The following is a 13,218-nucleotide window of genomic DNA, read 5'->3' as shown; positions in this document are numbered from 1 at the left end:
TCATCCTCATCAACCCCTTTCGCGCGTCGCCTGACGACGTGCTGCGACGGAACTGATCCCATGGGCTTCAAATGCGGCATCGTCGGCCTGCCTAATGTCGGCAAGTCGACCCTCTTCAACGCGCTGACGCAGACGGCGGCCGCGCAGGCCGCGAACTACCCGTTCTGCACCATCGAGCCGAATGTAGGCGAGGTCGGCGTGCCGGACCCGCGCCTCAACGATCTCGCGACGATCGCGGCATCGAAGGAGATCATCCCGACGCGGCTGACCTTCGTCGACATCGCCGGCCTCGTGCGCGGCGCCTCGAAGGGCGAGGGCCTGGGCAACCAGTTCCTCGCCAACATCCGCGAGGTCGACGCCATCGCCCACGTGGTGCGCTGCTTCACCGACGGCGACGTCACTCATGTCGAGGGCAAGGTCGATCCCGCCGCCGACATCGAGACCATCGAGACCGAGCTGATGCTGGCCGACCTCGACAGCCTCGAGAAGCGCGTCGTCGCCCTGGAGAAGAAGGCCAAGGGCGCGGACAAGGAGGCGAAGGAGATGCTCGATCTCGTGACCCGCGCCCTGCCGCTCCTGCGCGAGGGCAGGCCGGCGCGCCTCGTCGAGCGCAAAGCCGACGAGGAGCGTCTGTTCCAGAGCCTCGGCCTGATGACGGCCAAGCCTGTCCTCTACGTCTGCAACGTCGACGAGGCCGATGCCGACAAGGGCAACGCCTATTCCGACGCGGTGATGGCGCAGGCCAAGCTGGAGGGCGCCAAGGCGGTGGTCGTCTCGGCCAAGATCGAAAGCGAGATCGCCGTGATGCCCCAGGGCGACCAGGCCGACTTCCTGGAGGCGGTGGGTCTCGCCGAGCCCGGTCTCAACCGCGTCATCCGCGCAGGCTACGAGCTGCTCGGCCTCATCACCTACTTCACCGTCGGACCCAAGGAGGCCCGCGCCTGGACCATCGAGAAGGGTACGCGCGCCCCCGCGGCGGCCGGGGTGATCCACTCGGATTTCGAGAAGGGGTTCATCCGCGCCGAGACCATCGCGTTCACCGACTACACCACCCTGAAGGGGGAGGGCGGTGCCCGGGATGCCGGCAAGCTGCGGCTGGAGGGCAAGGACTACGTCGTGCAGGACGGCGACGTGCTGCACTTCCGCTTCGCGAACTGAGGTCGTCGATGGCCGGCATCGCCTTCGAGGATTTTTCCCCCGGCGAGGTGATCGAGGGCGGCCCGGTCATCGTGACCCGCGACGAGATCGTCGCCTTCGCGGCCGAGTTCGATCCGCAACCCTTCCACCTCGACGAGGAGGCGGCCAAGGCGACCTTCGTCGGCACGCTGATCGGCTCGGGCGGGCAGACCGCCGCCTTCGGCATGCTCCTCCTGCAGCGCCACGTCTTCCGCGGTGCCTCTTCGATGGGATCGCCGGGCGTCGCGCAATTGCGCTGGTTGCGGCCGGTGATGCCGGGAGATTCGTTGCGGCTCGTCGCCAAGATCGAGGATTGCCGGGTCTCGACGTCGAAACACGACCGCGGGTTCGTCCGCATCGCCATGACGATCCTCAACGGTCGTGACGAGACCGTGATGACCCAGGCCTTCACGGTGATGTTTCCGCGCCGGGATGCGGCCCCGCTGCCGCCTCGCACCGTCGTCCTCGACGAGCCCACGCTGGTGCCGGAGGGCGACGATGCCGAGACCCTGCTCTTCCTCAAGGATGCGGTGATCGACCTGCCGCGCGACCTCGGACGCCACGTTTTCACCGCGCAAGACATCGTCGCATTCGCGAAGGCCTACGACCCGCAGATCTTCCACCTCGACGCCGAGGCGGCTCGCCGGAGCCATTTCGGAGGCCTGTGCGCCTCGGGCTGGCACACCACCGCGGCGTGGATGAAGCGCCTGCACATCACGCGGTCGCGCGACATCGCCTTGACGGCCGGCTCGGGGCCGGTGCCGCAACTCGGTCCGTCACCCGGGTTTCGCGACCTGCGCTGGTTCGCGCCCGTCTATGTGGGCGATACGATCCGGTACGCCTGTACCCTGAAGGAAGCTCGTGCCACGGCCTCGCGGCCCGGCTGGGGTCTCGCCACCCACCACAACACGGGGCACAACCAGCGCGGTGAGAAGGTCTTCGAGTTCACCGGATCGGTCTTCTGGCAGTGGGAGCCCTGACGCCGCTCACGGCTCGCGGCTTCGGAAGGCATCGATGAGGGCCGCCAGGGCCGGCGGAGTGCGTCGGCTCGGATAATAGAGATGGTAGCCGGGGGCGGCCCAGCACCAGTCGTCGAGGAGGCGGACGAGGCGGCCCTGCGCGACCGACGCCTCGACCTGATCCTCGAACAGATAAGCGATGCCGCTTCCGGCGAGCGCCGAGGACAGGATCATGTCGACGTCATTGAGGACGAGGGGTCCGTCGACCCTGATCTGCATCGATCGTCCGTCCCGCTCGAACTCCCAAGGGTAAAGCCCGCCCGTTTTCGCCAAACGGTAGTTGATGCAGCGGTGGCCGAGCAGGTCCTGCGGCGAGACGGGAATGGGCTTGCCGGTGAGATAGGCTGGCGCAGCGACCACCGCCGAGCGGATCTCGGGCCCGATCCGGACCGCGATCATGTCGCCGGCAACCTTCTCGCCGAAGCGGATTCCGGCGTCGTAGCGGCTGGCGACGATATCGGTGAGACCGTCGTCGACGGTGACCTCCACGCGAATGTCCGGATATGTGGCGAGGAATCGCGGCAGCATCGGTTGAAGCACGGTCGTGGCGGCGTGTTTCGGAACCGTCAGCCGGACTGTCCCGGCGATCCTGTCGCGCTGCCCTGCGAGCGCCGTCAGACCAGCCCCGATCTCCCTCAAGGCCGGCCGCAGCGTTTCGAGGAGGCGTTCGCCGGACTCCGTCGGTGCGACGCTCCGGGTGGTGCGGGCCAGCAGCCGCACGCCGAGGCGGTTCTCGAGCCCCTTCATGGCGTGGCTCAGCGCGGACGGCGACATTCCCAACGCGGCAGCGGCGCGGGTGAAGCTCATCGCGTCGGCAATCGCCACGAAGGCGGCGAGATCGGCGAGGTCGTCGCGCTTCATTGCTGCATGTCGTTCATAAGCCCATGCCGATCATAGCAGCTAATCGAAGACAGGCGGATAACCTATCCCCTTTGGCTCGGGGCCGCCCGTGCCCGGCACATCAGGACAACCAACCATGCGCTACGCCACACTCGGCCAGACCGGCCTCTTCGTCTCCGAGCTCTGTCTCGGAACCATGACCTTTGGTGGCCAGGACGGCGTCTGGAAGCAGATGGGCGGCCTCGACCAGGGGCAAGCCGACCGCCTCGTCGGCCGCGCCCTGGATGCCGGGATCAACCTCATCGACACCGCGGACGTCTATGGCGAGGGCCGCTCGGAGGAGATCACCGGCCAGTCCCTGCGCAACCTGAAGATTCGCCGCGACAGCGTCGTCGTCGCCACCAAGGCCTATGGCACCATGGGCACCGGCCAGAATTCCGGCGGGGCCTCGCGCGTCCATCTCTTGGAGGCGGTCAAGGCGAGCCTCAAGCGGCTCCAGCTCGACCATATCGACCTCTACCAGATCCACGGCTTCGACCCGGCGACACCCATCGCCGAGACGATGCGGGCCCTCGACACCCTCGTTCAGCATGGCCATGTCCGCTACGTCGGCGTCTCGAACTGGGCCGCCTGGCAGATCGTGAAGGCGTTGGGCATCGCCGAGCGCGAGGGCCTTGCGCCGCTCGCGAGCCTGCAGGCCTATTACACGCTGGCCGGACGCGACGTGGAGCGCGAGATCGTGCCGATGATCCGAAGCGAAGGCGTCGGCCTGCTCGTGTGGAGCCCGCTCGCCGGAGGCCTGCTCAGCGGCAAGTACGCTCGCGATGAAGCGCCGACGGAAGGGCGACGCGCCGCCTTCGAATTCCCGCCGGTCGCCCGCGAGCGCGCCCATGCCTGCCTCGACGCGATGGCGCCGATCGCCGAACGCCGCGGCGTCTCGATGGCGCAGATCGCACTGGCCTGGCTGCTCCACCGCAAGGTCGTCAGCAGCGTCATCATCGGCGCCAAGACGCTGGCGCAGCTCGACGACAACATCGCCGCGACGCAGTTGGACCTGACGGCCGGGGAACTCGACATCCTCGACGCGGTCAGCACGCTGCCGCCGGAATATCCCGGCTGGATGTTCGAGACCCAAGGTGCGCGGGCGAGGCAGTTGGCGGAGGTCGGGCGGGGGACGGCGCGGTAGGGAGCAGCCCGTCAGGCCGCCCGACGCCGCTCCGGATACAGTCCCAGCAACCCCTCAGCATCGGCCCGCGCGACTCCGCGCTCGGTGATGATCCCCGTCACCAGCCGGGCCGGGGTGACGTCGAAGGCGGGGTTCGCCACCGGACTGCCGGGGGAGACCACTTCGATCGTCGCGAAGCCGCCATCGGCCAGGCGCCCGGTCAGGTGCGTGACCTCGCGGCCGTCACGCTCCTCGATCGGGATGTCGCGCACGCCGTCGTCAAGCGTCCAGTCGATGGTGGAGAACGGCAGCGCCGCATAGAAGGGGACGCCGTTGTCGTGGGCGGCCAGCGCCTTGAGATAGGTGCCGATCTTGTTGCAGACGTCGCCCGATGCCGTGGTCCGATCGGAGCCGACGATGCAGAGGTCGATGCCGCCATGCTGCATCAGGTGTCCGCCGGCGTTGTCGGCGATGACGGTGTGGGGCACGCCGTGGCCGTTGAGCTCGAACGCGGTGAGCGCCGCGCCCTGGTTGCGCGGGCGGGTCTCGTCCACGAAGACGTGGACCGGGACGCCGGCCTCGTGCGCCGCGTAGATCGGCGCGATGGCGGTGCCCCAGTCGACGGTGGCGAGCCAGCCCGCGTTGCAATGGGTAAGTACGTTGATCGGGCGGCCCTTCTTCCGATGGATGTCGGCCAGAAGCCGCCCGCCATGCTGGCCGATAGCGCGGCAGCTCGCGACGTCCTCGTCGGCGATGCGGCCGGCCTCCGCGAAGGCGATGGATGCGCGGTCCCGCTCGGGCGCGGCCCGCAGGAGAGCGGCGACGTGGTCGAGCGCCCAGCGCAGATTGATCGCGGTGGGCCGCGTCGCCGCAAGCGTCGCGGCGGCGTGGTCGATTCCCCCATCGGATGCGTCGGCCCGCATCGCCAGAGCCATGCCGTAGGCCGCCGTGACGCCGATGAGTGGCGCGCCGCGCACCACCATGGTGCGGATCGCCACCGCAGCGTCGTCGAGGCTCGCGAGGCGCGTCAGCTCGAAGGCGAAGGGCAGGCGGGTCTGGTCGATGACCTGGACCGAGATGCCGTCGGCATCGGGGAAGATGGTGCGGTAGGGGCGACCGTCGATGTTCATGGGGGCGCCCTCTCGCATAATCCGGGGACGAGGGCCAGCCGGGGCTCTGCGCGACTTGCGGGCAGATGAATCCAATTATGCTTGATGCATTGTCGCTTGGGCCGCCATCCCGTCGCACTGGGAACGTTAGGGGAGCGCCGGATCATGGGCGACCATCTCGCCGACGTGAAGACAGACGCCAAGAAACCCGTCGACGAGGTGGCGCTGGAGAAGATGGCCAAGACCTACCGTCCGGTCCTCTCCAAGCCTGACACCGGGTTCGTCGTTTGCTCCCACACGGTCGGTCCAACTTGAAACCTTCAAGCGGCTTCGACACGAACCCGATCATGCGCGTAGGCAATCAGGTCTTGCTCGATCTCCGTCGCGACCGTCGCGTCAAGCAGACCTTGCTTCATGATCGGAAGCTTCCGTCGCAGTGCGTCCAGGGTCGGAGCGTCCGTGACGAGGCCGGGGATTTCCAAATCCTGGACGAACCAAACGCCCCCCGTCGTCCCAGGCGCAACGGATGACGGCGTGTCGGATCATCTGCGGGCCCTCTTGATGATCCTCACGTTCCCCGAGCCGCGTGTCCGAAGCAAGTCCCCTAAAAGCTCACCGCCCGCACTCGCTTCACCTGCGGGATCGCCTCGATCTCGCGCTGGACGGCCTCGGAGATCGGAGCGTCGATGGCGCAGAAGCAGATCGCATTGCCGCCCTCGGTCTCGCGCCCGAGGTTGAACGTGGCGACGTTGACGCCGGCATTGCCCAGGATCGTGCCGAGGCGGCCGATGAAACCTGGCCTGTCGAGGTTGCGCACGTAGAGCATGTGTTCCGAGAAGGCGGCGTCGATGGCGATCGAGCGGATCTCGATCATGCGCGGCTTGCCGTCGTGGAAGACGGTGCCGGCGGCGTCCCGCGGCATGTCCTCGGCATCGACCGTGATGTGCACGAGTGATTCGAAGTCGCTGACCGCGCCCTCGCGCTTCACCTCCTCGACGACGATGCCGCGCTCGCGCGCCACCGCAGGTGCCGAGACCATGTTGATGTCAGCGAGGAACGGACGCAGCACTCCCGTCACCGCCGCCGAGGTGAGCGCGCGCGTGTTCATGCCGGCGACCGCGCCCTCGTAGGTGATGCGGATGCCCTTGATCGGCGCGTCGGTGAGCTGGCCCAGGAACGAGCCGAGCTTGTCGGCAAGAGCCACGAAGGGCTTCAGGCGGGGCGCCTCGTCGGCCGAGATCGAGGGGAAGTTGATGGCGTTGGTGATGGCGCCGTGGAGCAGGTAATCGGCCATCTGCTCGGCCACCTGCAGCGCCACGTTCTCCTGGGCTTCGTTGGTCGAGGCGCCGAGATGGGGCGTGCAAATCACGTTGGGCTGCCCGAACAGCGGGTTGTCCGTCGCCGGTTCCGTCACGAAGACGTCGAAGGCCGCGCCGCCGACGTGGCCGCTGTCCAGAGCCACCCGCAGCGCGACCTCGTCGACGAGCCCGCCGCGGGCGCAGTTGACGATCCGCACGCCGGGCTTCGTCTTGGCGAGGTTCTCCGCCGAGAGGATGTTGCGCGTCTTGTCGGTCATCGGCACATGCAGCGTGATGATGTCGGCCCTGGCCAGCAGCATGTCGAGCTCGACCTTCTCGACGCCGATCTCGATGGCGCGCTCCGGCGACAGGTAGGGGTCGTAGGCGACGACCTTGAGCTTGAGGCCGATGGCCCGGTCGGCGACGATGGCGCCGATATTGCCGCAGCCGATGACGCCGAGCGTCTTGGCCGTCAGCTCGACTCCCATGAACCGGTTCTTCTCCCACTTGCCCGCCTGCGTCGAGGCGTCGGCCTGCGGGATCTGGCGGGCGAGCGCGAACATCATCGCGATGGCGTGCTCGGCGGTGGTGATCGAGTTGCCGAACGGCGTGTTCATGACGATGACGCCGCGCGCCGTGGCGGCCGGCACATCGACGTTGTCGACGCCGATCCCGGCGCGGCCGATCACCTTGAGGCGGGAGGTCTGCGCCAGCACCTTCTGCGTGACCTTGGTCGCCGAGCGGATGGCGAGGCCGTCATACTCGCCGATGATCGCGGCGAAGGCCTCCTTGTCCTTGCCGAGTTCGGGGCGGAAATCGACGTCGATCCCCCGATCGCGAAAGATCTGGACGGCGGCATCGGAGAGGGCGTCGGAAATCAGCACCTTGGGAGCGGGCATCGGGGCCTCCGGCTCGTGAGGGAGAGGACATTCAGGAAGGGGTTTGACAAGCGCGAACCCTCCCCCTCACCTCTCGGGTTGACCCGAGATCTGCACCTTGGTGCCCGAGCCGGGCCTGCTCGATGTGGGCCAGACTGCAGATCTCGGGCAAGCCCGAGATCTGTGAGGAGGGAAGGGGCGCGTTGCGCCTTAAGCCGCCTTCGCCAGCAGCTTCGCCTTTTCGGCGGAGAAGGCCCAGTCGAGCCAGGGTGTCAGCGCCTCCAGATCGGAGGTCTCCACCGTTGCCCCGCACCAGATCCGCAGGCCGGCCGGCGCGTCGCGATAGGCGCCGATGTCGAAGGCGATGCCCTCGGCATCGAGGGTGTCGGTGATGCCCTTGGCCACCGCTGCGACGGCACCGTTGCCCTGAGCCAGGACATCGGGATCCGTGATGACGAGGCACACGCCGGTGTTGCTGTAGGTCGCCGGATCGGCGGCGAGGTTGCCGATCCAGGCGGTGCGCGCCACCCAGTCGTGGACGACCTTGGCGTTGGCGTCGGCCCGCGCGTGCAGGGCGTCGAGACCACCGATCTCCTCGGCCCAGCGCAGAGTGTCGAGGTAGTCCTCGACCGCCAGCATCGAGGGCGTGTTGATGGTGTCGCCCTTGAAGATCCCCTCGATCAGCTTGCCGTCCTTGGCCAACCGAAAGACCTTCGGGATCGGCCAGGCCGGCTTGTTCGACTCGATGCGCGCGACGGCACGGGGCGAGAGGATGAGCATGCCGTGCGCGGCCTCGCCGCCCATCGCCTTCTGCCAGGAAAAGGTCACGACATCGAGCTTGTCCCACGCGAGCGGCATCGCGAAGGCGGCCGAGGTCGCATCGCAGATGGTGATGCCCTCGCGGTCGGCGGCGATCCAGTCGCCGTTCGGCACGCGCACGCCGGCGGCAGTGCCGTTCCAGGTGAAGATGCAATCGTTGTTCTTGGTGTCGATCGCCGAGAGGTCCGGCAGCACGCCGTAGGGCGTCTGGCGGACGATCGGGGAGATCTTGAGTTCCTGAAGCGCGTCGGTGACCCATTCGGCACCGAAGGCCTCCCAGGCCGCGACCTCGACGGTCCGCGATCCCAGCATCGACCACATCGCCATCTCGACGGCGCCGGTATCGGAGGCGGGCACGATGCCGATGCGGTAATCGGCCGGGACGCGCAGAACCTTGCGGGTGAGGTCGATCGCCTGCCCGAGCTTGGCCTTGCCGATCGCGGAGCGGTGTGAGCGTCCGAGGGCGGCGCCTTCGAGGGCCTGGAGGCTCCAGCCAGGCCGCTTGGCGCAGGGGCCGGACGAGAAGTTCGGCACGCGGGGGCGCGTGGTGGGTCGGTTCATGATGCGGTCCATCCTCACAGATGAAAGCTCCTCGTTGGGGAGGAGTGGCCCACCGCAGGCAATGAACCCGTGCCCGGCAATAAGCAAGATGCTCGAACGGAAAGCCTGCCTGCGCCTCGCGCCGGCAACAGGTCCGCCGTCTCAGCTTTCCTCGCGTGTCAGGAGATCGGGCCTACGCTCGCGGGTCAGGCGCAGGGCCTCGTCCCGGCGCCATCGGGCGATCGCCGCGTGGTTGCCGCCCGTGAGGACGTCGGGAATGGCGCGGCCCTCCCATTCGCGCGGCCTCGTATAATGCGGATATTCGAGGTGTCCCGATTCGAAGCTCTCCTCGACCCCGGAAGCGACTTTCCCCATGACGCCGGGGAGCAGGCGGACGCAGGCGTCGAGCAGCACCAGGGCCGCGATCTCCCCGCCCGAGAGCACGTAGTCGCCGATCGACACCTCTTCGAGGTTGCGGCCGGCGATCACCCGCTCATCGACTCCCTCGAAACGGCCGCAGACGACGACGATTCCAGGCCCCTCGCTCAAGGTCCGCACCCGCGCCTGCGTCAGCGGCCACCCGCGCGGGCTCATGAGCATGCGGGGGCGCTCGTCGGGCGCCACCGAGTCGATGGCCGCGGCCAGCACGTCGCAGCGCAGCACCATCCCGGCGCCGCCGCCGGCCGGCGTGTCGTCCACCGCGCGATGGCGGCCGAGCCCGTGCTCGCGGATCTGCCGGGCGTCCAGGGTCCAGGCGCCCCGCGCGAGCGCATCGCCGGAGAGCGAAGCCCCGAGAGGACCGGGAAACATCTCCGGGTAGAGCGTGAGGATGGTGGCGTGCCAGGGGTGAGCGCGGGTCATCATACGGTCCATCGGCGAAGCCGGATCGAGATCGACGGCACTGACGGCCGGCCTGACGGTATCATCCCTCGACCGCCACGCGACCGAGGATCTCGTTGGTCGCGGCAGGAGCATGCATCCGGCCCGCGAACGCAGCGTGAAGAGGTTGTCGGGGGCCGAACGTCGGGTGTTCCATCGCCATGTGCGACCACTCGGGATGCGGTCGTGGCGTGGCTTTATCCGGACAGCCGGTTAAATTGTGCCTCGTGAGGGATCGATCGGGGGATTGACGCGTCATCCGATCGTTTTGAAGTTCGCTTGGGACCCGCGTAGACCGCCGGGCGAAGCAGACCGGGGACGCGATGCCAGGCGTGAGATCGAAGGACGTGACTGAGCGTGCCATGACCCGGGCGGAGGCAATCGCCCGAGGGCGACGTACAGGATGAACGGACCGGCGACGACGGCTGAGAGCCTGTTCCGGGGCCGGGGCGAGATACGCGTCCTCGCTCGAGCGCTCGACTGGGCGCAGACGCCGCTCGGGGCCGTGCCGTCGTGGTCGCAAAGCCTGCGCTCGACCGTGCGCACGCTCCTGTCGTCTCAATATCCGATGATCCTGACCTGGGGACCGTCCTTCACACAGATCTACAACGATGCCTACGCCAAGTTGATCGGAGCCGGGCATCCCGACGCGCTGGGAGCCGATATCCGCGTCACGCTGGCAGCGAGCTGGGATACGCTCGGGCCAATGATCGCCCGTGTTATGGAGACGGGCGAGGCCAACTGGACGCCGGCCCTGCCCCTGCTCATGGAGCGGGCGGGTTACCGTGAGGAGGCCTATTTCAGCGTCTCCCACGCCCCGGCCGATGACGACGAGGGCAGGACCGTGGGCATGCTTGCGGTCTGCAGCGAAGTCACTGCCCAGATCGTCGGGGAAAGACGGCTCAGCCTCCTGCGGGATCTCGGTGCCCGTGCCGGAGAGACGCGCGGTGTCGAGGCGACCTGCAACGACATCGCTGAGGCGCTGGCCAACGCGCCGCTCGACCTGCCTTTCGCATCCCTCTACCTGCGCGGCCCCGGCGACGAGCTGCGCCTTGCGGCGATGTCGGGCACCGATGTCGGGGTGGAATGGCCGTTCGAGCGGGTCCTCCAAGGCGAGACGGTCCGGATCGACCATTCGGGCTTCGGCATCCGCGGCGGATTCTGGAACGATCCCGTTGAGACCGCCGTCGCGATGCCTGTCGTGGGCGAGGCCGGTGCGGCGCCCCTCGGCGTGCTGGTCCTCGGCATCACCCCGAGCCGCGCCCTCGACGACGGCTATTCGGGCTTCCTGAACCTCGTCGCCGGACAGGTTTCGGCCGCGATCCGGAATGCCCGCGCCTACGAGGAGGAGCGCCGCCGGGCCGAGGCACTGGCCGAGCTCGACCGGGCCAAGACACGCTTCTTCTCGAATGTCAGCCACGAGTTCCGCACACCCCTCACGCTGATGCTCGGGCCGCTGGAGGATGCGCTCTCGCGGGACGGCATCGATGGGACGACGAGGAGCGAGCTCGAAGTCGCCCATCGCAATGCGCTGCGACTCTTGCGGCTGGTCAACACGCTGCTCGATTTCTCGCGCGTCGAGGCGGGGCGCATCGAGGCGACCTTCGCGCCCGTCGACCTCGCCGCGTTGACACAGGATATCGCCAGCAGCTTCCGCTCGGCGGTCGAGCGCGGAGGCCTCGCCTTCACGGTCGAAGCGGCGACCCTGCCCGGACCGGTTCATGTCGACCGCGACATGTGGGAGAAGGTGGTCCTCAACCTGCTCTCGAACGCCTTCAAATACACCTTCGCCGGCGCCATCACGGCGAGGCTCGAGGCGATCGACGGAGCGGTGCGCCTCACCGTCTCCGACACGGGCGTCGGCATACCGGCCGACGCGCTGGCGCGCATCTTCGAACGTTTCCACCGAATCGAGGGGACGCGCAGCCGCTCCCACGAGGGCTCCGGCATCGGCCTCGCCCTGGTTCGCGAACTCGTGGCGATGCATGGCGGTACGATCGACGTCGAAAGCGTGGTCGACCGGGGAACCACGTTCACCGTGACGGTGCCGACCGGGATCGAGCATCTTCCGCAGGACAGGATTGCGCGGGAGAGCGGCGACTCGTCAGCCAGCTTGGTCGCCGCCTATGTCGAGGAAGCCCTGCACTGGCTGCCCGAGACTCCACCGCCGTCGAACGTCGTCGTCCTGCATCCGGACAACGATACGACACCGCCTAGGTCACGTCGTGCGCGCATCGTCCTCGCCGACGACAATGCCGACATGCGGGCCTATGTCGAACGTCTGCTCGGGGACGCCCACGATGTCGTCGCGGTGGCCGACGGTGTGGCGGCCCTTGAGGCGCTCAAGGAACGTCCCGCGGACCTTCTGCTCACCGACGTAATGATGCCGTTTCTCGATGGGATCGCGCTCACGCGTCAGGTCCGGCGGGACCCGACCCTGCAAACGGTTCCGATCATCATGCTCTCGGCCCGGGCAGGGCCGGAGGCGGGCGTCGAGGGTTTCGAGGCCGGGGCCGACGACTACCTCGTCAAGCCGTTCGCGGCGCGCGAGCTGCTCGCGCGGGTCCAGGCCAATCTCGAACTGGCGAAGCTGCGTCGCGAGGCCGAGGAGCAGCTCGCGCAGGGCCGGAAAATGGAGGCGGTCGGCCAGCTCACCGGCGGCGTCGCGCACGATTTCAACAACCTGCTGGCGGCCGTGATGGGGTCGGTCGAGCTCGCGACGCGCAAGGTCACGGACCAACGCGTCCTGCGCCTCCTGAACAACGCCATGCAGGCCGCGCAACGCGGGGCCAGGCTCACCGACCAACTCCTCGCCTTCTCGCGCAAGCAACAGCTGGATGGGCGCCCGACCGATCTCAACGGCGTGCTCTCGGGCATGGCCGACCTTCTCCACCGCACGCTTGGCGGGACCATCGGTGCCGCGACCCATCTCGCCGCCGATCTCTGGCCCGCCATGGCCGACCCGACCCGGATCGAGCTCGCCGTGCTCAACCTTACGGTCAACGCCCGCGATGCGATGCCCGAAGGCGGCGAGCTGACCCTCGAAACTGCCAATGTCGGCGATGACGACCCACGGCCGACCCATCTTCCGGCAGGGGACTACGTGCGCCTCAGCGTGAGCGATACCGGGGAAGGAATGACGCCGGAGGTCATGGCGCGTGTCTTCGAGCCGTTCTTCACCACGCGACCGCAGGGGCGGGGAACGGGCCTCGGCCTGGCCCAGGTCTATGGGACGGCCAAGCAGCTCGGCGGCGAGGTGACGGTCGAGAGCCGGGTCGGATACGGCACGACAGTCACGCTCTACCTCCCCCGCGCGCAGCCCGTCGCGGCACTGGATCCATCGCGCGCCGGCCGCCAAACGGAAGGGTCGGCGGGGACGTGCATCCTCGTCGTGGACGACGACCCTCAGGTACGGGCCTCGACGGTCGCTCTCCTGGAGGAGCTGGGCTACGGCGTGCTGGATGTCGGCAGCGGTCCCGAAGCCCTGATCCTCCT

General features: G+C 68.1%; 11 protein-coding genes. 5 read left to right on the top strand and 6 right to left on the bottom strand.

The features are described from left to right. Positions 1-60 precede the first annotated feature (60 nt). Together ychF and ACFE7U_RS01235 are read left to right on the top strand one after the other, a co-directional pair. On the top strand, positions 61-1,158 hold the full coding sequence (gene ychF / locus ACFE7U_RS01240; protein ID WP_375407899.1) for a redox-regulated ATPase YchF: 1,098 nt from the start codon (positions 61-63) through the stop codon (positions 1,156-1,158). 8 nt (positions 1,159-1,166) lie between these two features. Then, a complete protein-coding gene (locus tag ACFE7U_RS01235) occupies positions 1,167-2,156 on the top strand; it encodes a MaoC family dehydratase (RefSeq protein WP_375407898.1) in 990 nt (329 codons plus the stop codon). Between the two features lie 6 nt (positions 2,157-2,162). Here the strand turns inward: ACFE7U_RS01235 and ACFE7U_RS01230 are convergent, their stop codons facing one another. Beyond that, positions 2,163-3,056 carry a LysR family transcriptional regulator gene (locus ACFE7U_RS01230; RefSeq protein ID WP_375407897.1) on the bottom strand — a complete coding sequence of 298 codons (894 nt, stop codon included), beginning with the start codon at positions 3,054-3,056 and terminating at the stop codon, positions 2,163-2,165. A gap of 115 nt (positions 3,057-3,171) precedes the next feature. Between ACFE7U_RS01230 and ACFE7U_RS01225 the strand changes: the two genes are divergently transcribed. Continuing rightward, positions 3,172-4,221 (top strand): aldo/keto reductase, encoded by a 1,050-nt coding sequence (locus tag ACFE7U_RS01225; protein ID WP_375407896.1) that lies wholly within the window; start codon positions 3,172-3,174, stop codon positions 4,219-4,221. A gap of 11 nt (positions 4,222-4,232) precedes the next feature. Here ACFE7U_RS01225 and mtnA read toward each other — a convergent pair whose 3' ends face one another. Next, the gene (mtnA, locus tag ACFE7U_RS01220; protein ID WP_375407895.1) at positions 4,233-5,330 is read right to left on the bottom strand and encodes an S-methyl-5-thioribose-1-phosphate isomerase; all 1,098 of its coding nucleotides are present in this window, start codon (positions 5,328-5,330) and stop codon (positions 4,233-4,235) included. A gap of 144 nt (positions 5,331-5,474) precedes the next feature. Between mtnA and ACFE7U_RS01215 the strand changes: the two genes are divergently transcribed. Next, entirely contained in the window at positions 5,475-5,624 is a 150-nt protein-coding gene (locus ACFE7U_RS01215; RefSeq protein ID WP_375407894.1) for a hypothetical protein, read from the top strand. Positions 5,625-5,629: 5 nt separating this feature from the next. Here the strand turns inward: ACFE7U_RS01215 and ACFE7U_RS01210 are convergent, their stop codons facing one another. From ACFE7U_RS01210 to trmD, 4 genes are all read right to left on the bottom strand, one after another. Continuing rightward, positions 5,630-5,791 (bottom strand): DUF1902 domain-containing protein, encoded by a 162-nt coding sequence (locus tag ACFE7U_RS01210; RefSeq protein ID WP_375407893.1) that lies wholly within the window; start codon positions 5,789-5,791, stop codon positions 5,630-5,632. Between the two features lie 122 nt (positions 5,792-5,913). Further along, positions 5,914-7,506, bottom strand: a complete 1,593-nt coding sequence (gene serA, locus ACFE7U_RS01205; protein ID WP_375407892.1) for a phosphoglycerate dehydrogenase — start codon at positions 7,504-7,506, stop codon at positions 5,914-5,916. Between the two features lie 189 nt (positions 7,507-7,695). Then, on the bottom strand, positions 7,696-8,865 hold the full coding sequence (locus ACFE7U_RS01200) for a phosphoserine transaminase (RefSeq protein ID WP_375407891.1): 1,170 nt from the start codon (positions 8,863-8,865) through the stop codon (positions 7,696-7,698). Between the two features lie 141 nt (positions 8,866-9,006). Next, positions 9,007-9,705: a tRNA (guanosine(37)-N1)-methyltransferase TrmD gene (trmD, locus tag ACFE7U_RS01195; protein ID WP_375407911.1), complete on the bottom strand. Its 699-nt coding sequence runs from the start codon at positions 9,703-9,705 to the stop codon at positions 9,007-9,009. 421 nt (positions 9,706-10,126) lie between these two features. On the opposite strand from trmD, the gene ACFE7U_RS01190 reads away from it, so the two are divergent. Then, a partial coding sequence (locus tag ACFE7U_RS01190) for an ATP-binding protein (RefSeq protein WP_375407890.1) occupies positions 10,127-13,218 on the top strand: 3,092 nt, incomplete at its 3' end.

It is taken from the genome of uncultured Methylobacterium sp., from assembly GCF_964251405.1.
In the GTDB taxonomy this organism is placed as follows: Bacteria; Pseudomonadota; Alphaproteobacteria; order Rhizobiales; family Beijerinckiaceae; genus Methylobacterium.
Note: the sequence above shows the minus strand (reverse complement) of the source record. Positions and strands in the feature narration are given on the sequence as shown.

What these genes read in the sequence shown, in the direction of transcription:
- mtnA (WP_375407895.1), bottom strand. Translation starts at nt 5,330, where the DNA reads ATGAACATCGACGGTCGCCCCTACCGCACCATCTTCCCCGATGCCGAC.
- ACFE7U_RS01235 (WP_375407898.1), top strand. Translation starts at nt 1,167, where the DNA reads ATGGCCGGCATCGCCTTCGAGGATTTTTCCCCCGGCGAGGTGATCGAG.
- ychF (WP_375407899.1), top strand. Translation starts at nt 61, where the DNA reads ATGGGCTTCAAATGCGGCATCGTCGGCCTGCCTAATGTCGGCAAGTCG.
- trmD (WP_375407911.1), bottom strand. Translation starts at nt 9,705, where the DNA reads ATGACCCGCGCTCACCCCTGGCACGCCACCATCCTCACGCTCTACCCG.
- ACFE7U_RS01230 (WP_375407897.1), bottom strand. Translation starts at nt 3,056, where the DNA reads ATGAAGCGCGACGACCTCGCCGATCTCGCCGCCTTCGTGGCGATTGCC.
- serA (WP_375407892.1), bottom strand. Translation starts at nt 7,506, where the DNA reads ATGCCCGCTCCCAAGGTGCTGATTTCCGACGCCCTCTCCGATGCCGCC.
- ACFE7U_RS01225 (WP_375407896.1), top strand. Translation starts at nt 3,172, where the DNA reads ATGCGCTACGCCACACTCGGCCAGACCGGCCTCTTCGTCTCCGAGCTC.
- ACFE7U_RS01215 (WP_375407894.1), top strand. Translation starts at nt 5,475, where the DNA reads ATGGGCGACCATCTCGCCGACGTGAAGACAGACGCCAAGAAACCCGTC.
- ACFE7U_RS01200 (WP_375407891.1), bottom strand. Translation starts at nt 8,865, where the DNA reads ATGAACCGACCCACCACGCGCCCCCGCGTGCCGAACTTCTCGTCCGGC.